This window comes from Streptomyces sp. NPDC031210, from assembly GCF_055570395.1.
Genome location: NZ_JBVIHH010000004.1, coordinates 35,442 through 54,184, shown reverse-complemented (window position 1 = coordinate 54,184; position 18,743 = coordinate 35,442). Strand labels below are relative to the sequence as shown.

The 18,743-nt window shown below is 71.9% G+C and carries 19 protein-coding genes; 7 read left to right on the top strand and 12 right to left on the bottom strand.

Features of this window, described 5'->3' with window-relative positions; translation table 11 throughout:
- The gene (locus ACZ45Z_RS09740) at positions 1–1,647 is read left to right on the top strand and encodes a glycoside hydrolase family 3 protein (RefSeq protein WP_468358887.1); all 1,647 of its coding nucleotides are present in this window, start codon (positions 1–3) and stop codon (positions 1,645–1,647) included.
- Positions 1,648–2,759: 1,112 nt separating this feature from the next.
- On the opposite strand, the gene nagB is transcribed toward ACZ45Z_RS09740, so the two are convergent.
- On the bottom strand, positions 2,760–3,542 hold the full coding sequence (nagB, locus tag ACZ45Z_RS09735) for a glucosamine-6-phosphate deaminase (RefSeq protein WP_468358884.1): 783 nt from the start codon (positions 3,540–3,542) through the stop codon (positions 2,760–2,762).
- A gap of 332 nt (positions 3,543–3,874) precedes the next feature.
- The gene (locus ACZ45Z_RS09730; protein WP_468358881.1) at positions 3,875–4,636 is read right to left on the bottom strand and encodes an SDR family oxidoreductase; all 762 of its coding nucleotides are present in this window, start codon (positions 4,634–4,636) and stop codon (positions 3,875–3,877) included.
- A gap of 133 nt (positions 4,637–4,769) precedes the next feature.
- On the opposite strand from ACZ45Z_RS09730, the gene ACZ45Z_RS09725 reads away from it, so the two are divergent.
- Together ACZ45Z_RS09725 and ACZ45Z_RS09720 are read left to right on the top strand one after the other, a co-directional pair.
- Positions 4,770–5,429, top strand: a complete 660-nt coding sequence (locus tag ACZ45Z_RS09725) for a TetR/AcrR family transcriptional regulator (protein ID WP_468358878.1) — start codon at positions 4,770–4,772, stop codon at positions 5,427–5,429.
- A gap of 416 nt (positions 5,430–5,845) precedes the next feature.
- Positions 5,846–7,324 carry a sensor histidine kinase gene (locus ACZ45Z_RS09720; protein WP_468359750.1) on the top strand — a complete coding sequence of 493 codons (1,479 nt, stop codon included), beginning with the start codon at positions 5,846–5,848 and terminating at the stop codon, positions 7,322–7,324.
- A gap of 171 nt (positions 7,325–7,495) precedes the next feature.
- Here the strand turns inward: ACZ45Z_RS09720 and ACZ45Z_RS09715 are convergent, their stop codons facing one another.
- Both ACZ45Z_RS09715 and ACZ45Z_RS09710 read right to left on the bottom strand, forming a co-directional pair.
- A complete protein-coding gene (locus tag ACZ45Z_RS09715) occupies positions 7,496–7,753 on the bottom strand; it encodes a WhiB family transcriptional regulator (RefSeq protein WP_003983230.1) in 258 nt (85 codons plus the stop codon).
- A gap of 320 nt (positions 7,754–8,073) precedes the next feature.
- A complete protein-coding gene (locus ACZ45Z_RS09710) occupies positions 8,074–9,057 on the bottom strand; it encodes a diacylglycerol/lipid kinase family protein (RefSeq protein ID WP_468358875.1) in 984 nt (327 codons plus the stop codon).
- Between the two features lie 93 nt (positions 9,058–9,150).
- Here ACZ45Z_RS09710 and ACZ45Z_RS09705 point away from each other — a divergent pair, with 93 nt between their 5' ends.
- Positions 9,151–9,606 (top strand): hypothetical protein, encoded by a 456-nt coding sequence (locus ACZ45Z_RS09705; protein ID WP_468358872.1) that lies wholly within the window; start codon positions 9,151–9,153, stop codon positions 9,604–9,606.
- Between the two features lie 73 nt (positions 9,607–9,679).
- Here the strand turns inward: ACZ45Z_RS09705 and ACZ45Z_RS09700 are convergent, their stop codons facing one another.
- The 4 genes from ACZ45Z_RS09700 to ACZ45Z_RS09685 all read right to left on the bottom strand — a co-directional run bounded on the left by ACZ45Z_RS09700 (position 9,680) and on the right by ACZ45Z_RS09685 (position 12,204).
- Positions 9,680–10,678, bottom strand: coding sequence for an RNA polymerase sigma factor SigF (locus tag ACZ45Z_RS09700; protein ID WP_468359747.1), 999 nt, complete (start codon positions 10,676–10,678; stop codon positions 9,680–9,682).
- 43 nt (positions 10,679–10,721) lie between these two features.
- The gene (locus tag ACZ45Z_RS09695) at positions 10,722–11,135 is read right to left on the bottom strand and encodes an ATP-binding protein (protein WP_003985353.1); all 414 of its coding nucleotides are present in this window, start codon (positions 11,133–11,135) and stop codon (positions 10,722–10,724) included.
- Between the two features lie 292 nt (positions 11,136–11,427).
- Positions 11,428–11,916, bottom strand: a complete 489-nt coding sequence (locus ACZ45Z_RS09690; protein WP_468358869.1) for a GNAT family N-acetyltransferase — start codon at positions 11,914–11,916, stop codon at positions 11,428–11,430.
- 27 nt (positions 11,917–11,943) lie between these two features.
- Positions 11,944–12,204 carry a UBP-type zinc finger domain-containing protein gene (locus tag ACZ45Z_RS09685; protein ID WP_468358866.1) on the bottom strand — a complete coding sequence of 87 codons (261 nt, stop codon included), beginning with the start codon at positions 12,202–12,204 and terminating at the stop codon, positions 11,944–11,946.
- Between the two features lie 144 nt (positions 12,205–12,348).
- Here ACZ45Z_RS09685 and ACZ45Z_RS09680 point away from each other — a divergent pair, with 144 nt between their 5' ends.
- Positions 12,349–13,941 (top strand): Na+/H+ antiporter, encoded by a 1,593-nt coding sequence (locus ACZ45Z_RS09680; RefSeq protein WP_468359744.1) that lies wholly within the window; start codon positions 12,349–12,351, stop codon positions 13,939–13,941.
- A gap of 53 nt (positions 13,942–13,994) precedes the next feature.
- Here the strand turns inward: ACZ45Z_RS09680 and ACZ45Z_RS09675 are convergent, their stop codons facing one another.
- The 4 genes from ACZ45Z_RS09675 to ACZ45Z_RS09660 form a co-directional block, all read right to left on the bottom strand.
- Positions 13,995–14,906, bottom strand: coding sequence for a 1-aminocyclopropane-1-carboxylate deaminase/D-cysteine desulfhydrase (locus ACZ45Z_RS09675; protein WP_468358863.1), 912 nt, complete (start codon positions 14,904–14,906; stop codon positions 13,995–13,997).
- Between the two features lie 38 nt (positions 14,907–14,944).
- Positions 14,945–15,523, bottom strand: a complete 579-nt coding sequence (locus ACZ45Z_RS09670; RefSeq protein WP_468359741.1) for an XRE family transcriptional regulator — start codon at positions 15,521–15,523, stop codon at positions 14,945–14,947.
- A 777-nt stretch (positions 15,524–16,300) separates the two neighbouring features.
- On the bottom strand, positions 16,301–16,891 hold the full coding sequence (locus ACZ45Z_RS09665) for an N-acetylmuramoyl-L-alanine amidase (RefSeq protein WP_468358860.1): 591 nt from the start codon (positions 16,889–16,891) through the stop codon (positions 16,301–16,303).
- Between the two features lie 156 nt (positions 16,892–17,047).
- On the bottom strand, positions 17,048–17,281 hold the full coding sequence (locus ACZ45Z_RS09660) for a hypothetical protein (RefSeq protein WP_468358857.1): 234 nt from the start codon (positions 17,279–17,281) through the stop codon (positions 17,048–17,050).
- 200 nt (positions 17,282–17,481) lie between these two features.
- On the opposite strand from ACZ45Z_RS09660, the gene ACZ45Z_RS09655 reads away from it, so the two are divergent.
- The gene (locus tag ACZ45Z_RS09655) at positions 17,482–18,399 is read left to right on the top strand and encodes a glutaminase (RefSeq protein WP_468358854.1); all 918 of its coding nucleotides are present in this window, start codon (positions 17,482–17,484) and stop codon (positions 18,397–18,399) included.
- Between the two features lie 90 nt (positions 18,400–18,489).
- Entirely contained in the window at positions 18,490–18,723 is a 234-nt protein-coding gene (locus ACZ45Z_RS09650; RefSeq protein WP_468358852.1) for a hypothetical protein, read from the top strand.
- The last annotated feature ends 20 nt before the right edge of the window (positions 18,724–18,743 follow it).

Here is an 18,743-nt window from a genome sequence, read left to right as displayed (position 1 = left end):
ATGACCCCTCTCGTAGGCTCCGTACGCTCCGCCGACACCCTCACCCGGGACGCGCTCGCCGTCCTCCAGCCCGGCTTCACCGGCACCACCGCGCCCGACTGGCTGCTGCGCCGCCTCGGCGAGGGACTGGCCTCGGTCGGCCTGTTCGGCCGCAACGTCGCCGACCCCGCCCAACTGGCCGCCCTCACCGCCCAACTGCGCCGCGAACGCGAGGACGTCCTGGTCGCCATCGACGAGGAGGGCGGCGACGTCACCCGTCTGGAGGTACGCGGCGGCTCCTCCTTCCCCGGCAACCTCGCCCTCGGCGCCGTCGACGACACCGCCCTGACCCGCGACGTCGCCCGCGAACTCGGCCGCCGCCTGGCCGAATGCGGCATCAACCTCAACTGGGCGCCCTCCGCCGACGTCAACTCCAACCCCGCCAACCCCGTCATCGGCGTCCGCTCCTTCGGCGCCGACCCGCTGCTGGTCGCCCGGCACACCGCCGCCTACGTCGACGGCCTCCAGTCCGCCGGCGTCGCCGCCTGCACCAAGCACTTCCCCGGACACGGCGACACCGCCGTCGACTCCCACCACGACCTGCCGCACATCGCCGCCGACGTGCCCACCCTCCAAGAACGCGAACTCGTCCCGTTCCGCGCCGCGATCGCCGCCGGCACCAAGGCCGTCATGAGCGCGCACATCCTGCTGCCGGCCCTGGACGCCACCCTCCCCGCCACACTGAGCGCGAACGTGCTCACCGGCCTGCTGCGCGCCCCCGCCTCCGAAGGCGGCCTCGGGTTCGACGGCCTGATCGTCACCGACGGCATGGAAATGCGCGCCATCTCCGCCGCCTACGGCATCGAGCGCGGCAGCGTCCTCGCCATCGCCGCGGGCGCGGACGCCATCTGCGTCGGCGGCGGCCTGTCCGACGAACACACCGTCCTCCGCCTGCGCGACGCCCTCGTCCGAGCGGTACACGACGGCGACCTCCCCGAACAACGCCTGTCCGACGCCGCGTCACGCGTACGCGCCCTCGCCGACTGGACCCGAACCGCGGCGCGGGGGCGGGGGGTCTCCCAGGCCCACCTGGGAGTGGGGGGCTCTCCGGCCCGCCCGGGAGCGGGGTCCTCTCCGGCGCATCTGGGAGCCGGGTCCTCTCCGACCCACTCGGGCGCGGGGATCGCGCCCGCACCCGGTATCGGCCTCGTCGCCGCCCGCCGTGCCCTGCGCCGCACGCCGGACACGCCGTTCGAGCCGCTGACCGGTCCCGCGTACGTCGCCTCCTTCAGCCCCCTCCCCAACATCGCCGTCGGCGACGAGACCCCCTGGGGCGTCGCCACCGAACTGGCCCGGCTCCTCCCGGGCACCGAAACCGCCACCTACACCGCCGAAGCCGCCACCGAGGCCGGCATCCCCGCCCTGATCGCCGATCTCCTCGCCGCCGCCGCCCAGCGTCGCGTCGTCGCCGTCGTCCGCGACGTCCACCGCCACCCCTGGATGGCCGACGCCCTGCGAGCTCTCCTCGCCGCCCGCCCCGACACCCCCGTAATCGAAATGGGCCTGCCCCAGGCCGCACCCCAAGGCGCCCCTCACCTGGCCACCCACGGCGCCGCCCAGGTCTGCGCCCAAGCAGCGGCGGAAGCCCTCATGACCCCACCCGCCTGACCGAGGAAACCACCCACGAACGAAGCAACCACCAGCCACCGGCCCTGCGACGCCCCGAACCCGGGCGCGACCGCGCGCCGGTGCTGGTGCTGGGGATCGGGCTGGCTCGGGCTGGGCCTGGGGCTGGGGCTGGGGCTGGGCCGAGCTTTTGGGCTGGTGCTCGGCGCTCGGTGCTGGCTGGTTGATGCTCGGCCGCCAGCGGACCGACGGGCCGGATGGGCGTGGTCGCGCCGGCAGTGAGGTGAAGGCAGGCGGCGCCGCCTGGCGCCCCGGCTGCCGCTGCCTCGGCGACCCAATGCGCCCGGCAGCCCGGCCCCCGGAGATGGTTGATCGCCAGCCCGCCAGCCCGCCAGCCCGCCAGCCCGCCAGCCCGCCAGCCCGCCAGCCCGCCAGCCCGCCAGCCCGCCAGCCCGCCAGCCCGCCAGCCCGGTCGTTCCGGCAGCCCGGTCGTTCCGGCTGCCGGCGGCCCTGTGGTCCGGCGGCCCGGTTGTCCCGTGGCCAAGCGGTCGGTGTGGCTCCGCGGGGTGTGGTCCGGGGGACAGACGGCCGGGCGGCGTCCAGGGGCCCTCGTAGAGGGCGGCCGGTGGTCTGGCGTCCACACCCCGACGCCTGTTGGCAAGGGGCGCGGCGACCGTGTGGTCGGACCCGCCGGTCGGGGACGGCGGAGCGGCTGGGCGCGCCGTGGCCCCGTCCCCCGGCCCGAGTGCCCCGGTGCCAAGGGCCCTTGAACGTCGCCCACGCCCCGTGCCGTGGGCACGTCGCCGGGGCACGCGCGGCCCCGGGAGCCGACCAGCCCCACGCGCCTGGGAGCCGCCCGGTCCTGCGCGCCTCCGGGAGCCGTCCAGACCGCGCGCCCTGGGAGCCGACCAGCCCCACGCGCCTGGGAGTCGCCCGGTCCTGCGCGCCTCCGGGAGCCGTCCAGCCCGCGCGCCCTGGGAGCCGACCAGCCCCGCGCGCCCTGGGAGCCGCCCGGTCCTGCGCGCCTCCGGGAGCCGTCCAGACCGCGCGCCCCGGGAGCCATCCGGCCCCGCGAGCTCAGGGAGCCGCCCGGCCCCGCGTGCTCGGGGAGCCGTCCGGCCCCGCGGCGCCGGGCCGGACAGCCGTCCGTGCGCCTAGAGGCCCTGCCAGCCCGGCTTGGCGGCGTACGTGGCGCGGAAGTAGTCGGCGAGCTTCAGTTTGGAGGCTGCGGCTTCGTCCACCACCACCGTGGCGTGGGGGTGGAGTTGGAGCGCCGAGGCGGGGACCAGGGCGGCTACCGGGCCCTCGACGGACTGGGCCACGGCGTCGGCCTTGCCCTCGCCGGTGGCCAGGAGTATCAGGTGGCGGGCTTCCAGGATGGTGCCGATGCCCTGCGTGATGACGTGGTGCGGGACCTGTTCGAGGCTGTCGAAGAAGCGGGCGTTGTCCACCCGGGTCTGCTGGGTCAGGGTCTTGATGCGGGTACGCGAAGCGAGCGACGAGCAGGGCTCGTTGAAGCCGATGTGCCCGTCGGTGCCGATACCGAGCAACTGGAGGTCCACGCCCCCGGCCTCGCTCAGCGCCGCGTCGTACGCCTCGCAGGCGGCCTGGACATCCTCGGCCGTGCCATCGGGGCCCATGAACGACTCCTCGCTCAGGCCGAGCGGTTCGATGACCTCACGCAGGACCACCGAACGGTAGGACTCCGGGTGCCCGGCGGGCAGGCCGACGTACTCGTCGAGCTGGCAGATACGGGCGTGCGAGGCGTCCACCGCGCCGGCCCGGACCTTCGAGGCGAGCGCCTCGTAGATGGGCAGCGGGGTCGATCCGGTGGCGACACCGAGCAGAGCGTCGGGCTTGCGGCGCACCAAGGCGGCGATGGCCTCCGCGATGAGCTCGCCACCTGCCGTGGCGTCCGGGACGATGACAACTTCCACGTTGGCCTGCCGTTCTGGAGAATGGTCTAGGTGGGTGGTGGTATAGACCAATCTATCAGAGGGTGGATGCCGAGCCCCGGCCTCCGAGGCCCCCTGGACCCGGCCTCCGAGGCCCCCTGGACCCGGCCTCCGAGGCTCCCTGGACCCGGCCTCCGAGGCTCCCTTGCCCCGGCCTCCGGACCTCCCTTGCCCCCGGTCTCCGCGGCTCCCTTGGCCCGGCCCCCGGGACCTCCCTTGCCCCCGGCCGCCGTGGCGCCCTTGGACCGGCCTCCGGGGCGCGGGTGCGCGGCCGCATGGCGAGCCGCGCGCCCGCGCCCCCGTCGCCGTGCTCGTCAGACGCGCGCCCCGCCCGTCGCCTCGATCCACTGGCCCGTCACCCAGCGGCTGTCGTTGGAGGCCAGGAAGCCCACTATGTCGCCGATGTCCGTCGGGTCGGCGATCCGGCCCAGCGGGGACACCGCCCGGACCGCCTCGCGGGCTCCCTCGTTCGCCTCCCCGCGCAGCCAGCCCTCATTCATGTCCGTGTCGACCACTCCGGGAGCCACGACGTTGACCGTGATGCCGCGCGGGCCGAGCTCCTTGGCGAGGGTCAGGGACAGGACGTCGAGCGCGCCCTTGGACATGGCGTAGGAGATCAACTCGGGCATGGCGAGCCCCCGCGTCAGCCCCGTCGAGATGTTGATGATCCGGCCGCCGTCCCGCAGCCGGTCCAGGCCGAGCTGGGTGATGAAGAACGGCGCCTTGGCGTTGATCGCGAACACCCGGTCGAAATCGGCTTCGGATATCCCCGCGATCGGCTCCCGCTTGCCGTCCGTGCCGACGTTGTTGACCAGGATGTCCAGCCCGTCCGCCTGGGCGTCGAAGCCGGCCCACAGCGTCTCGGCGGCATCCGGAGTGCCCAGCTCCGCGGCGATGGCGAACGCCTCGCCGCCCGTCGACTCGATCCTCGCCACCGTCTCCTTGGCCGCGGTCCGATCGTGGCCGTAGTGCACGGCGACCCGCGCGCCGTCCTTGGCCAGCCGCTCGGAGATCGCCCGGCCGATCCCCCTGCTGCCGCCCGTCACGAGTGCCGTCTTGCCGGCGAGTGCGCTCAAAGCAGTCTCCTTTGGAATGTGTGCACGCGGGTGCACCCCCCGTACGGCGGTTTTCCGCCGCACGCTTTATGTAGCGCTCGATACAGAAAGACCGTAGCACGCCTTCCGTACCGATCGCTATAGAATTCATTCCATGGCGGCCAAGGACAGCAAGCAGCGCGGACGGCCCCGGTCCTTCGACCGGGAGACGGCCCTGGAGAAGGCGATCCGGTCCTTCTGGGAGCAGGGTTACGAAGCCACCTCCATCTCCGACCTCACCCACACCATGGGCATCAGTGCCCCCAGCCTGTACGCGGCCTTCGGTGACAAGCGGGCGCTTTTCGAGGAGGCCGTCGCCGCGTACGTCCGGCTCTACGGCGGCTTCCTCACCCGCGCCGTGGCCGAGGAGCCGACCGCCTGCCGCGGCATAGGGCGGGCCCTGCGTGAGGCGGCCGTCGAATACACCCTGCCCGGCCGCCCCCGTGGCTGCCTCGTGATCAGCGCCGCCCTCAACACCGCCTCCCCCGACGTCGCCGAGTACCTGCGGGAGATGCGGCAGGCGAATCTCGGTCGCGTGGAGCGGCGGATCCGGGCGGATGTCGTCTGCGGCGTGCTCCCCGCCGACACGGACGCGAGCGGGCTGACCCATTACGTGGGCGCCGTGATGCAGGGCATGTCACAGCAGGCCAGGGACGGCGCGGACCGGGCGGCTCTGGAGGCGGTCGCCGCCTTCGCGATGCGGGCGTTCCCTCAGGAGAGGGAGGAGGAGGTAGCGGCGGCTGGCGCCGCGGGGCCCTCGCGCCCAGGGTCGTAGAAACACCAGGCCGGTGGAAACCCAAGGCCGCTGGACGCGCGCGGCTGTGGAACCGCCCGGCCGTAGAAACACCCGCGGGCCGCGGCGCCGGGACAGGACCCTCAACCTGTCCGGCACCGCAGCCCGGAGCTGACATCGGCCGGCCCCGTGTCAGGGCGGGGCGTACCCCAATGTGCGGTAGGGGCACGGTCCCGTCCTGGGACCGGTCGATCGGAGGCCGCGGCGCAGTCAGGGCAGAGAGCGCTCGGGCCTCGTTCCACTCTCCTGTGCGGGGAGAGCGGAGGTCTGTGTCAAGCAATTGTGGACTAGACCATTCTGATCTGTCCATGTTCTTACCGGTTCTCGCACGAACCGGGCGTGTTCTCGCGAGGACAACAGATACACCGTACGCCGGTAGGCTCCAAGTCGTGCCCTCCATGAACGATCTCGTACGCCAGCACACCGCTCTGAGCGACTCCGACCTCGAGTGGCTGCATCTGCTGGTCTCGGAGTGGCAACTGCTCTCCGACCTCTCCTTCGCCGACCTGGTCCTGTGGGTCCCCACTCTGGACGGCACGCGGTATGTGTCGGTCGCCCAGATGCGCCCCAATACGGGCCCCACCTCCTACCAGGACGACATGGTCGGCCACCTCGTGCCACGCGGCCGCCGCCCGATGCTGGACTCCGCCCTGGACGAGGGCCGGATCGTGCGCGAGGGCGACCCGGAGTGGCGCGAGGAGGTGCCGGTACGCGTCGAGTCCATCCCGGTCCGCCGCGAGGGGCGGGTCCTCGGGGTGATCGCCCGCAACACCAACCTGCTCACCGTCCGCACCCCCAGCCGCCTGGAGCTCACCTACCTCCAGAGCGCCTCCGACCTCGCCCAGATGATCGCTGCCGGATCGTTTCCCTTCCCCGGCCAGCAGGTCGACATGGACGCCTCCCCGCGCGCCGGCGACGGTCTGATCCGTCTCGACGCCGACGGCGTGGTCCAGTACGCCAGCCCCAACGCGCTCTCCGCCTACCACCGCCTCGGCCTCGCCGCCGACCTGGTGGGCCACCACCTCGGCCAGGCCACCGCCGAACTCGCACCCGCCCGCGGCCCGGTGGACGAGGCCCTGGTCAAACTCGCCAGCGGCTGGGCGCCGCGCGAATTCGAGGTCGAGGGCGAGGAGGGCGTGATCCAACTGCGCGCCATCCCCCTCAAACCCAAGGGCACGCACATCGGTTCGCTCGTGCTGCTGCGCGACGTGACCGAACTCCGACGCCGGGAGAGGGAGCTGATCACCAAGGACGCCACCATCCGGGAGATCCACCACCGGGTGAAGAACAACCTCCAGACCGTCGCCGCGCTGCTGCGCCTGCAGTCCCGGCGGATGGATTCCGAGCAGGGCCGCGAGGCGCTCAACGAGGCGGTGCGCCGCGTCGGCTCGATCGCGATCGTCCACGAGACGCTGTCCCAGAACCTCGATGAGCGGGTGGAGTTCGACGAGATCGCCGACCGGGTGCTCGCCATGGTCGCCGAGATCTCTCCGGGCAAGGTCATCACCCGGCGTACCGGCCGCTTCGGCATCCTGGACGCCGAGGTCGCCACGCCGCTGTCGATGGTGCTGACCGAAATCCTCCAGAACGCCCTGGAGCACGCCTTCGACCAGGGCGAACACGGCACGGTCGAGGTCGGCGCGGTGCGTGGCGGCACGCGTACGGAGCCGCGCCTGCTGGTCACCGTCCAGGACGACGGCCGCGGTCTGCCCGAGGGCTTCGACCCGCACCGGGCGGGAAACCTGGGGCTGCAGATCGTACGCACCCTGGTGGAGGGGGAGTTGGGCGGAAAGTTCGACATGGTGCGGGCGGCCGAGCGCGGTACCCAGGTCATCCTCGACGTACCCGTCCGCCCGGAGAAGCAGCACCAGCACTGAAGACGCGGCGTAGGGGAACCAGCGCCGGTCCAGGACAGCAGCAAGCCCCGGACCATCCGGTCCGGGGCTCAAAGCTCATATCGCGATGCGGTGACCGCCAGGCAATTCAGCGCCGGGGGGAGCATCGGGTGGTACTGCGCGCTGCGGCTCGGGGGCCACGGGGCGTCTGGCTCAGGCGCTGGCGTTGCGCGCCCGGTTACGAGCCGCACGGCGCTTCATCGCGCGGCGCTCGTCCTCGCTCAGACCACCCCAGACGCCGGAGTCCTGGCCGGACTCGAGCGCCCACTGCAGGCACTGCTCCATGACGGGGCAGCGGCGGCAGACGGCCTTGGCTTCCTCGATCTGCAGGAGCGCAGGACCGGTGTTGCCGATGGGGAAGAAGAGCTCGGGGTCTTCCTCGCGGCAAACGGCGCGGTGACGCCAGTCCATGGCTGCTCCATCTCCTCGTATGACGGGAACGTTGCTTGTGAATGTGAACGCTTTCACGAATCCCTCCACAAGGGAAGGGCCGAACTCCAGTTGCGCACTGGTGCGGTCCTGTGGAATGAGGAGGAGGATTCGGACTCTCAAGGGGGCCGGTGAAGCGGCCGTCCCGATCGCCATGAAGAGACTCGCAAACCTCGGCGACGGATACAACCCCTTCCGGAAAGTTTTTTTTGATTCCTTGGTGTCGCCTAGCTCACAGCCGTACTTCCAGGGGGTGGAAGTCAGCCTAAACGTTCGAGTGAAAGGACTTTAGGCCCTACTGCTCACACAATCACACGCAGTGCACGGCGAACGCCTGTGAACGTCACACTCGTACGCAGCCCCAGGTGGTCGCCGTCCATCTGGAAGGGCAGTGGCACCTGGGAATGCAAGGTGAAGTCCGTCAGGTCGTGCAGAGAGACCGCGTGCTTGCCGTGGGGCCCGCGGTGCGGTGTTGACGTCAGTAGCTGGGTGGCGTACCGGGTCACCGCCGGGGCCGAGAGCTTGCTCAGTGCGAACAGATCCAGCGCCGTGTCGAACGATGCCGCGGGGGAGGGGTAAACAGGGCGATTGCCCAGGTAGGTCCAGGGAGCGGTGTTGCAGATTATGGACATCACGAGGTCCTCGACGCGCTCCGTGGAGCCCTCCGTGCCGCCCGGGCGTTCGAGGGTGATGGTGCCCCGCCGGCGGTTGCCCTCACCCATGAACTGGCGTACGACCTGTCGCACGTACAGGGCGTGCGTCGAACGCTTGCCGCGTTCCCGCTGCTGCTCGACACGGCCGACGACCCCCGCGTCGAACCCGAAGCCCGCGCAGAAAGTGAACCAGCGGGCCGGTACTCCCTCGTCCTCACTGCCGGGCGTCCCCGAGGCCAGTCCCAGACTGACCGTGCGCTCGCTGCGGTCGCGCAGCGCGTCCAGCAGGGCGCCGGTGGCCTCGACCACGTCGTTGGGCAGGCCCAGCGCGCGGGCGAAGACGTTGGTGGAACCTCCGGGGACGACGGCCAGCCGGGGGCGCGCGTCCGGATCGGGGCCATGGGTGAGCAGACCGTTGACGACTTCGTTGACGGTGCCGTCGCCGCCGAGCGCCACGACCAGTTCGGTCTCACCGCCCTCGGCCGCCTGCCGGGCGAGGTCACGGGCGTGGCCGCGGTAGCGCGTCTCGGCGACCTCCAGCTTGAGATCGCTGGCGAGCGCGTGCGTGAGGACGTCACGGGTGCGGGCACTGGTGGTGGTTGCTGCGGGATTGACCACGAGAAGTGCGCGCATGTGCAGCAGCGTACCCACGTGCGGGTACCGGCCTCGATCCCCGTCCGCCTCCGGGGCCCGGGCGCCGCGCGCGGCCGGCGCTACCCTGCTGGGGTGAGCAGTCAGCAGAAGCAGTCCGCGTCCCGATCCGCAGGCGCCCCCGCCGCGCCGGAGCCGACCGGTCCCCGGCCAGCCCGGCTGAGCGTCGCCGCGGCGCTCACCGCGATCGAAGGGGCCGCATTGGCCGCCCTGGGCGTCTCCATGCTGGTCATGGGGCTCGTCGGTTCGCCCGACAGTCCGCAGCAGGCGGAGATGGGCGGCCTCACGCTGCTGGCCCTGGCGGCGCTGCCGTTGGTGGCCGCGCGCGGGCTGTGGCTGCGCCGCCGCTGGAGCCGCGGCCCCTCGATGATCACCCAGATCGTGGCGCTGCCGGTGGCCTGGACGCTCGTCAAGGGCGGCGGCGCCCTGATCGCGGCCGGTGCTGGGCTGGCCGTGGCCGCGCTGGTCGTCCTCGTCCTGCTGGTCAACCCGACGGCCACCGAGGCGCTCGGCATCGGGCCGCGGGAGTGACTAACGGGCCGGGGGGGGGGGGGGGGGGGGGGGGGGGGGGGCGGCCCCCCCCCCCCCCCCCCCCCCGGCCCGCTCACTCCTCCACGAGCAGCTTGTCGCGCAGTTGGGCCAGGGTGCGGGCGAGTAGCCGCGAGACGTGCATCTGGGAGATGCCGACCTCCTGCGCGATCTGCGACTGGGTCATGTTGCCGAAGAACCGCAGCAGCAGGATCTTCTTCTCGCGCGGTGGCAGGTCCTCCAGCAGCGGCTTGAGGGATTCGCGGTACTCCACGCCCTCCAACGCCTCGTCCTCCGCGCCGAGGGTGTCGGCGACGGCCGGGGACTCGTCGTCGGTGTCCGGCACATCCAGGGAGAGCGTGCTGTAGGCATTGGCCGACTCCAGGCCCTCCAGCACCTCCTCCTCGGAGATCCCCAGATGCTCGGCCAGCTCGTGCACCGTCGGCGCGCGCCCGTGCCGCTGGGAGAGCTCGGCGGTCGCGGTGGTCAGCGACAGCCGCAGCTCCTGGAGGCGGCGCGGCACCCGGACCGCCCAGCCCTTGTCCCGGAAGTGCCGCTTGATCTCGCCGACGACCGTGGGCGTGGCGTAGGTGGAGAACTCCACGCCGCGATCCGGGTCGAAGCGGTCCACGGACTTGATCAGTCCGATGGTCGCGACCTGGGTCAGGTCGTCCAGTGGCTCACCGCGGTTGCGGAACCGCCGCGCCAGATGCTCGACGAGCGGCAGATGCATCCGTACGAGGGTGTTGCGCAGCTCCGCGCGCTCCGCGGAGCCGTCGGGGAGATCGCGCAGCTCGTAGAACATCGCCCGCGCGCCGGTGCGGTCGTGCGGATCATGGGCATGCTGCGGCGGCCGACCGGAACGCTGCGGCTCGTCGGTCCGCACGTCCTCCCGGGGCTGGTGGCCGACGGCGGGCGGATCATGCTGATGCGCCTGCTGTCCCTGCTGCTCGCTCTGCTCCATGTGGTCCGCCCGCTCTGCCTGCTCCACCGCGTCCAACCGGCCGTCATGGTCGTCCACACCCACCGGATGCGGCCGGGCATGCTGGTCGGGGATGGCCACCCTGGGCGCCATCCGCGCGCCGCGTTCGAGATCCTTCACGGGGCCCCCTGTTCGGTCATGACGGTCCGGGACCGGCGCCGCGCTCCTTGTACAGGCTGATGGTGACCGTACGGTCCTCCGCGACGGTGGAATCGACCTTGCCGGCCAGTGCGGAGAGCACCGTCCAGGCGAAGGTGTCGCGCTCAGGGGCGCGGCCGTCGGTCGTCGGGGCCGACACGGTCACCTGCAGTGCGTCGTCGATGAGGCGGAAGACGCAGCTCAGCACGCTGCCGGGCACGGCCTGTTGCAGCAGGATCGCGCACGCTTCGTCGACCGCGATGCGCAGATCCTCGATCTCGTCGAGGGTGAAGTCCAAACGGGCTGCGAGTCCGGCCGTGGCCGTACGCAGCACAGACAGGTAGGCACCCGCAGCGGGCAGACGGACTTCCACGAAGTCCTGAGTCCCGGGCTCGCCTGCGATCTGGGACACCCTCACCTCCAAGGTGGCACAAGCTGGTTGAGCTGATATGCGTGGTATTCGCGGTGTTCGCGAGCTCCACGCCGGTCGTTTCCCCTGTCAGTCGCAAGGAGAACGATCCGGCGCGGCACATGGTTCGGCTGCGACGCTATCGCGATCCGCGGGCCGGTGTCGCCCGGAAGGAGCACGCGCGCCGTCCGGACGGCGATCCGGGCCACGGTCGCCCGACGTCGTCGTTGTCACTGATTGTAAGACTACGGGTACGTACAGTGGCTAGGGGTCTGCACTGCCAAATCCATTCCGATTACGCTGCGTTGACGCGCGAGGCGCTCGCAAGGTTGCGCAGTGCCTCTCCAGTGAGCCGGAAGACCGTCCATTCGTCCATGGGCCGCGCACCGATCGACCGGTAAAAACCGATGGACGGTTCATTCCAGTCCAGGACTGACCACTCGAAACGCTCGTAGCCGCGGGCCACGCAGATCTCCGCCAAGGCCGCCAGCAGCGCCTTGCCGTGGCCGGCGCCGCGCGCCTCGGGCCGGACGTAGAGGTCCTCCAGGTAGACACCGTGCGTGCCCGTCCAGGTGGAGAAGTTGCGAAACCACAGGGCGAAGCCCACGGGGGCGCCGTCCACCTCGGCCATCAGCGCGAAGGCCGCCGGCTGCGGACCGAAGAGGGCCTCCGCCAGTTGCGGCTCGGTGGCCCGCGCGGCTTCCGGGGCGCGTTCGTAGGCGGCCAGCTCGCCGATCATGGCGAGGATGACGGTGACGTCGGCGGGGGTCGCATCGCGAATCATCCCGAAAGGCTAAACCGACCCGCGGGTTCACACGATGAGTTGGTCGGTGAAGCACCAGCGCCAGGAGGCACCGGTCTTGAACGACCGCATCACCGGGTGGCCGGTCCGCTCGTGGTGCGCGGTGGCGTGCCGGTACGGCGAGGAATCGCAGCAGCCGACATGGCCGCACGCCAGACACAGGCGCAACTGCACGGGATGGCTGCCGGCCGCGAGGCACTCCAGGCAGGTGGCGCTCAGCGGCGCCGGTTCGGGGCGCGGCAGGTCGGATACATGCGTGCACTCGCTCATGATGGCCAGGTTAGATCGCGGGGACGATGACGAAGAGGCCGGAATGGTGAGCCGGGCGGTGGCCGTGGCGGCGGTCCGGACGCCGGGCCGGCCGGGCCGCGGCGCGGCGCCGGGTACGGGGAGGGGGCGGTGGCGGTGGACGTGATGCCGCTGTTGTTGTTGATCGCGGTGAGCGCCGGGGTGGCGGGCCTGGCACGGCGGACACCCGTCCCGGCGCCGCTGCTGCTGGTCGCCGCCGGGCTGGCGGCCGGCTACCTCCCAGGGGTACCGGACTACACCCTCGATCCGCACATCGTCCTGCCGCTGCTGCTGCCCCCGCTGCTGCACACCGCCGCCCTGGACAGCTCCTACCTGGACCTGCGGGCCAACCTGCGGCCCGTGGCCCTGCTGTCCGTCGGCTACGTCCTCTTCGCGACCGTGGTCGTCGGCTACGCGGCCTATCTGGTCATCCCCGACCTGCCGCTGCCCGCCGCCCTGGTGCTCGGCGCCGTCGTCGCGCCGCCCGACGCCGTCGCGGCCACCGCCATCGCCCGCAAACTGGGGCTGCCGCACCGGATCACCACGATTCTCCAGGGCGAATCGCTGGTCAACGACGCCACCGCGATCACCGCCTACAAGGTGGCCCTGGCCGCGGCGGTCGGCGTCGGCGCCACCTGGGGCGACGGGCTGAAGGAGTTCGCCCTCGCCTCCGTGGGGGGCGTGGGCATCGGCGTGGTCCTGATGGTGCCGCTGCACTGGCTGCGCCGCCGGCTGCGGGACTCCGCTCTCCTGGAGAACACCCTCTCGCTGCTCATCCCGTTCGTCGCCTACGCCGCCGCGGAGCAGGTCGGGGCCTCGGGCGTGCTCGCCGTCGTCGTGGTCGGCCTCTATCTCGGGCACCGCTCCTGGCAGGTCGACTTCGAGACGCGGCTCCAGGAGGACGCCGTCTGGAAGGTCGTCTCCTTCGTCCTGGAATCCGCGGTCTTCGCGCTGATCGGGCTCCAACTGCCGGTCGTCCTGCGGGGCCTGGGGGAGTTCAGCGGCACGCAGGCCCTCTGGTACGCGGCCGTGGTGTTCGCCGTCGTGGTCCTGGCGCGCTTCGTGTGGGTGTTTCCCGCCACCTACCTGCCGCGCCTGCTGTCGGCCCGGATCCGCGCCCGGGAGGCCGACACGACATGGACGGCGCCGGTCGTCGTGGGCTGGGCCGGGATGCGCGGGGTGGTCTCGCTGGCCATCGCCTTCTCCATCCCGGCCACCGTGCACGGCGGCGGACCCTTCCCGGCCCGCAACCTCGTGCTCTTCCTGACGTTCACCACCGTCATCGCCACCCTGGTCGTCCAGGGCCTGACGCTGCCGCCGCTGATCCGCGCGCTGAAGCTGCCCGGCCGGGACCTCCAGGCCGAGACGCTCGCCGAGGCGCAGGCGCAGAACGAGGCGTCCCGGGCGGCCGAGGCGCGCCTGGACACCCTGCTGGCGGACGACCGCAACGCCCTTCCCGGGCCGCTCGCGGAGCGGCTGCGCAGCGTGCTGGAGCGGCGGCGCAACGCCGTGTGGGAGCGGCTGGGCACGGTCAACGAGGAGACCGGGGAGAGCGCCGACGAGACCTACCGGCGGCTCGCGCGCGAGATGATCGACGCCGAGCGGCGGGTGTTCGTCACCCTGCGCGACGCGCGCCGCATCGACGACGAGATGCTGCGGACGCTGCTGCGCCGGCTGGACCTGGAGGAGGCGGCGGCGTACCGGGAGCGCGCGTCGTAGCGGGCGGCGCGCCACGGGTTTGTGCCCTACGGCGCTCTCACGCCCCTCCGGGCCTACGGCGTGCCGGTGATCACCGCGACGACGCCGCTGCCGGGCGGAAAGGCCCCCTCGCGGACCAGCGTCGTCAGCCCGAACAGCAGCTTGGCGACGTAGACCCGCTCCAGCGGCAGGCCGTGCCGGGCCTCGAAGGCGTCCGCGAACGCGTCCAGGGCGGGCGTGCGGCGGGCGTACCCGCCGCAGGAGAAACGATCCTCCAGGCGCCAGTCGCCGCGCCGGCCGCCGAATGCCGCGCGCTGGAGCCCTGCGACGGTCTCTTCGAGGAAGTGCGGACGGCCGCCCCTGAGAACGGGGACGCCCAGGGCGCGCTGGCCCGGCGCCAGTCCGGCGGCCAGGCCGGCCAGGGTGCCGCCGGTCCCGCAGGCCACCGCCACGGTCTCCGCGACGCCGCGCAGCTCCCGGCCCAGTTCCTCGCACCCCCGGGCGGCGAGCGCGTTGCTGCCGCCCTCCGGTATGAGGCGGAAGGCGCCGAAGCGGTCGTGGAGCGCGGCCAGCACGTCCGGGTCGGACTTGCGGCGATAGGTGCCGCGGTCGGTGAAGTGCAGCCGCATCCCGTCGGCCGCGCAGCGGGCCAGCGACGGGTTGAGCGGCGCGTCGGCCAGCTCCTCGCCGCGTACGACGCCGACGGTGGCGAAGCCCAGCAGACGGCCGGCCGCGGCGGTCGCGCGCAGGTGGTTGGAGTACGCGCCGCCGAAGGTGAGCAGCGTCCGCTCGCCGGCCTCGGCCGCGGCGCGCAGGTTGGGCGCCAGCTTGCGCCACTTGTTGCCCGGCAGATCGGGGTGGATCAGGTCGTCCCGCTTCAGCAGCAGCCGCACGCCCCGGCGGGCGAACCGATCGTCCTCGATCTCCTGGAGGGGGGAGGGAGGGCGGGGCCGGAGGGCGGTGGCGAGGTCTACGGGGTGGTTCACCCGTCCATTGTGGCCGCTGTTCTGTGAAGCTCCCGGGCTCAGCCCACCGGTACCGCGCGGCTCCACAACTCCTCGGAGTGCTCCGCGAACCGGTCGAACATGCCCCCCGCCCCCTGGCGGCGCAGATGCAGCAGGGGGGAGTCATGGCCCACAAGCCGCGCCAGGTGAGGGGTCACAAGCGCTTCGCCGTCGAACCGGAACACCGACAGCGAGACGTGGTTCACCGCATCCTCAGCGCTGCTGTAGCGCGTCTCCAGCCCAGGAAGGGCGCCCAACCGGTCCAGGTGTTCCAGAGTGATCCGAATCCGGGTGGACACGCTCAAGGCAACATCTTCGATCGCTTCCCGCTGCGTGGTGACCTCTCCGGCGGGGTCACCGAGAAGAATCCTGACCCGACAGCCGGACTCGGCCTTGCGGCGTATGGTCTCGGCGAACCGGGGCATCTGGGTCCAGAAGAAGTAGTTCGTGTATCCGGCAAGGAACACTTCCTCGCTGCTGCTCTCGACAAGCTCAGCCCATACGGTGGACGGGCAGGCGGACCGGTACGGATACGAGTGGACCAGCTCACGGTCGTTGCCGGTCTTGATGCGGTCCTTCACTGCTCGGGGCCACAACATCTCTTCATCAACTCCCAACGCTCGGCAGGCGTCCTCACGATTGGTTGCGTGCGGTACCAGTCCGGCGTCAGCCAACCACCGCTCGACGGTCTTGCTGGTCACCCCCACTCGGGCCGCTAGCTTCCGGGGCGAGAGACCGGCATCTGCCATAGCTGATCGTAAGGCGACGTTCAAGACTTCCCCCTCAGACGTTTGGGCCGTTTCGACGCTACGCCTGGAACCGCCCAACTGTCCCTGGTACGGGGCGGATACGTCCGCAAGGGCGATCCGCTATCGGGCACATGGAACGCCAGACAACGATGCAAGGGCCCGTACACTGATGATGCCTGTGAGCTCTCCCGAACCCGTCACGGGGTGTGACGTCTGCGGCGCCCTGGTCAAGCAACGGGGTGAAGCTCAGGCGAGAGGGGACCGCTCCGCCGTATCCGACTGCAACGTCGAGCTGGCTGCCCACCCCAAGCACCGAAAGCCCAGGGGGCGAGAGTGATGGACATGCGGACCTGGCGAGACGGCCGCAAGAGGGCCGATGACGCCGCCGCAGCGATCCGGGAGGCTTTCTCCGTTCTCGGCCTTTCAGAAGCCATCGGCAGAGGCGTTCGGCCTGTGGTCACCCACTCGGGAAAGGCGTATGTCGATCTGTTCAAGGGCGCGCCTGCGGCGCGCCGGGCGGCACCCTGCCGCACCGGCCGGGCGTGCGGCCTTCGGCCGGGCCCGTCCGGGCGGCAGTCGCCCTACGCGTTGGGCGGCGCCCGCGACCTCGGTCCGCCGCGCCGACCCTCACTTCAGGCGTTCGCCGATGCCCTCGCGCAGCGTGTCCATGGTGAAACCGCGCGGGTCGGACTTGCCGGGCTGCCACTCCAGGTGGCCGAGTACCGAGCGTTCCGTCCAGCCGTGCGCGCGGCACAGGGCCGCCGCGGCCTTCTCCAGCGCCGCGATCTGGGCCGGCGGCCAGGGGTCCTCGCCGTCGCCTCGGTTCTCGCACTCGAAGCCGTAGAAGACGCGGTTGCCGTCGGTGTCGCTCTCGTCGTCCGGGGGCAGCCGCTTCTCGGCGATCACCGCCCGCAGCACATCGCCGTCACCGAGGCCGGCGTGGTTGGCGCGGCCGCAGCCGACCAGGTGCACCGTGCCGTCCTTGGTGATCACGCCGTGGCACAGCGGGCCCGGCAGGTCCGGGCGGCCGTCGTAGCAGAGGCGGACGGTGGCGTCGGCGCCGGCGGTCGCGGTGTGGTGGACCATCACGCCGTGCACCGGGCCCCAGCGTCCCTTGGCGTTGCGGTTGTGGGTCCGCCAGTCGCCCACTTCGACGACGTGCAGGCCCTCGTCCTTGAGGACGTCGAGGAACCGGGCGGCGGACAGAGGCTCGGACATGGCCGACTCCGATCGGTGCGCGGCGGCCGCGGGCCGCGCACCGCCTCCTGCCTCGCTTTTACGGGAGGGAGGGGCGCCGGGGGAGCGGAACCGGATAAAACGGCCCGGGTGTTCGGGGATGTGCGAGCGGTTTCGGCCGCCGGAGCGCGGGCCGGGTCAGGAGCGCAGGAAGCCGTCCCCGTGGGCCGCGATGTGGGCCTCCACGGCGCGCAGGGCCTGCTGGGTGGCCTCCGGAGAGCCGCTGCCGCCGCGCTCGGCGTAATAGGCGGCACCGAGCTTCTTCAGCAGCTCCCCGCCGCCGCGCTGCTGCTGCACTTCCTCGACCTTCTGCTTGCCCTGCGCCAGCCCGCGCTGTGCCTGCTCCTTGGCGCGGTCGAGAAACCCTGACATTGCTGCCTCCGTGAAGGTCGGTGTCGTAAGGGATCAACGGCGCGGACGGCCGTGGGGTTCCCGTGCCAGGCTGGAGTACGGCGGCGAACACCGCGAGACGGGTGAGCCGTACGGGGACCGGGCGCCCCTGGTGTGCGGGGCGAAGTCGTTGCCGGGGGCGCTTCCGGGGGTGCTTACCCGGCCGGGTTAGCGTGTCCGCCATGGACTACCAGGCCGTTCTCGAAGAGGTAGCGGCCTTCGCGCGGCCGTTCGCGGGGCAGGGACAGGTCGCCGACTACATTCCGGCGCTGGAGCGGGTGGCCGCGGACCGCTTCGGGATCGCGGTGGCCGACATCAACGGCGAGGTGTGCGGCGTCGGGGACTGGGAGGTGCCCTTCTCCGTGCAGTCCATCTCCAAGACCTTCTCGCTGGCCCTGGTGATGGCGGGCAGCCACGGCGACGACGACATCTGGAAGCGGGTCGGCCGCGAACCGTCCGGCACGCCGTTCAACTCGCTGGTCCAGCTTGAGGCGGAGAACGGCATTCCGCGCAATCCGTTCATCAACGCGGGCGCGCTGGTGGTCACCGACCGGCTGCAGACCCTCACCGGCGACGCCAGCACCTCGATGCTGCACTTCCTACGGGAGGAGAGCGGCAACCCCCACCTCGCCTTCGACCAGGCGGTGGCCGACTCCGAGGCCGAGCACGGTGACCGCAACGCGGCGCTGGCGCACTTCATGGCGTCCTTCGGCAACCTGGAGAACCCCGTCCCCAGCGTCATCGAGCACTACTTCTGGCAGTGCTCCATAGAGATGAGCTGCCGGGATCTGGCCACCGCCGGCGGCTTCCTGGCCCGCCACGGGCTGCGCGCCGACGGCAGCCGGCTGCTCCAGGCGCGCGAGGCCAAGCGGATCAACGCGGTGATGCTGACCTGCGGGACGTACGACGCGGCCGGGGAGTTCGCCTACCGCGTGGGGCTGCCCGCCAAGAGCGGCGTCGGCGGCGGCATCATCGCCGTGGTTCCCGGCCGCTGCACGCTGTGCGTGTGGAGCCCGGGGCTGGACTCCCGCGGCAACTCCGTGGCGGGCGCGGCGGCGCTGGACCACTTCACGACCCTCACGGGCTGGTCGGTGTTCTGACCGCGCCCGCGCAGAAGCCCCCGTGCCGCCGCGGGTGCCGTTGTGGGGGCCGGCCGGCTGGCGCATCGTGGGCGTAGGAGGTGCACCGCCATGGAGCACGAGATGCGCGCCGAGTACCAGGAAGGCGTCCTGCCGCACCGCGACACGCCGGTCAAGATCTGGCACATGGTGCGGCTGGACGGCACCACGGCCATGTGCGGACGGGAGCTGGCCCCGGCCGCCGCCACCCAAACGGCTGACGCCTGGGGCACGCCCAGAGCGGAGCCGTTCTGCCACACCTGTGGCGCGCTCTACCTGCGCGAGCACCCCCAGGACATCGGCTAGCCAGGGCGGCGGGGCGAAAA

Coding starts and splice junctions, on each gene's coding strand:
- ACZ45Z_RS09670 (WP_468359741.1), bottom strand. CDS start 15,523: ATGTTGTGGCCCCGAGCAGTGAAGGACCGCATCAAGACCGGCAACGAC.
- ACZ45Z_RS09655 (WP_468358854.1), top strand. CDS start 17,482: ATGGACTACCAGGCCGTTCTCGAAGAGGTAGCGGCCTTCGCGCGGCCG.
- ACZ45Z_RS09710 (WP_468358875.1), bottom strand. CDS start 9,057: ATGCGCGCACTTCTCGTGGTCAATCCCGCAGCAACCACCACCAGTGCC.
- ACZ45Z_RS09725 (WP_468358878.1), top strand. CDS start 4,770: ATGGCGGCCAAGGACAGCAAGCAGCGCGGACGGCCCCGGTCCTTCGAC.
- ACZ45Z_RS09690 (WP_468358869.1), bottom strand. CDS start 11,916: ATGATTCGCGATGCGACCCCCGCCGACGTCACCGTCATCCTCGCCATG.
- ACZ45Z_RS09700 (WP_468359747.1), bottom strand. CDS start 10,678: ATGGCGCCCAGGGTGGCCATCCCCGACCAGCATGCCCGGCCGCATCCG.
- ACZ45Z_RS09740 (WP_468358887.1), top strand. CDS start 1: ATGACCCCTCTCGTAGGCTCCGTACGCTCCGCCGACACCCTCACCCGG.
- ACZ45Z_RS09660 (WP_468358857.1), bottom strand. CDS start 17,281: ATGTCAGGGTTTCTCGACCGCGCCAAGGAGCAGGCACAGCGCGGGCTG.
- ACZ45Z_RS09720 (WP_468359750.1), top strand. CDS start 5,846: ATGAACGATCTCGTACGCCAGCACACCGCTCTGAGCGACTCCGACCTC.
- ACZ45Z_RS09665 (WP_468358860.1), bottom strand. CDS start 16,891: ATGTCCGAGCCTCTGTCCGCCGCCCGGTTCCTCGACGTCCTCAAGGAC.
- ACZ45Z_RS09680 (WP_468359744.1), top strand. CDS start 12,349: ATGCCGCTGTTGTTGTTGATCGCGGTGAGCGCCGGGGTGGCGGGCCTG.
- ACZ45Z_RS09685 (WP_468358866.1), bottom strand. CDS start 12,204: ATGAGCGAGTGCACGCATGTATCCGACCTGCCGCGCCCCGAACCGGCG.
- ACZ45Z_RS09715 (WP_003983230.1), bottom strand. CDS start 7,753: ATGGACTGGCGTCACCGCGCCGTTTGCCGCGAGGAAGACCCCGAGCTC.
- ACZ45Z_RS09650 (WP_468358852.1), top strand. CDS start 18,490: ATGGAGCACGAGATGCGCGCCGAGTACCAGGAAGGCGTCCTGCCGCAC.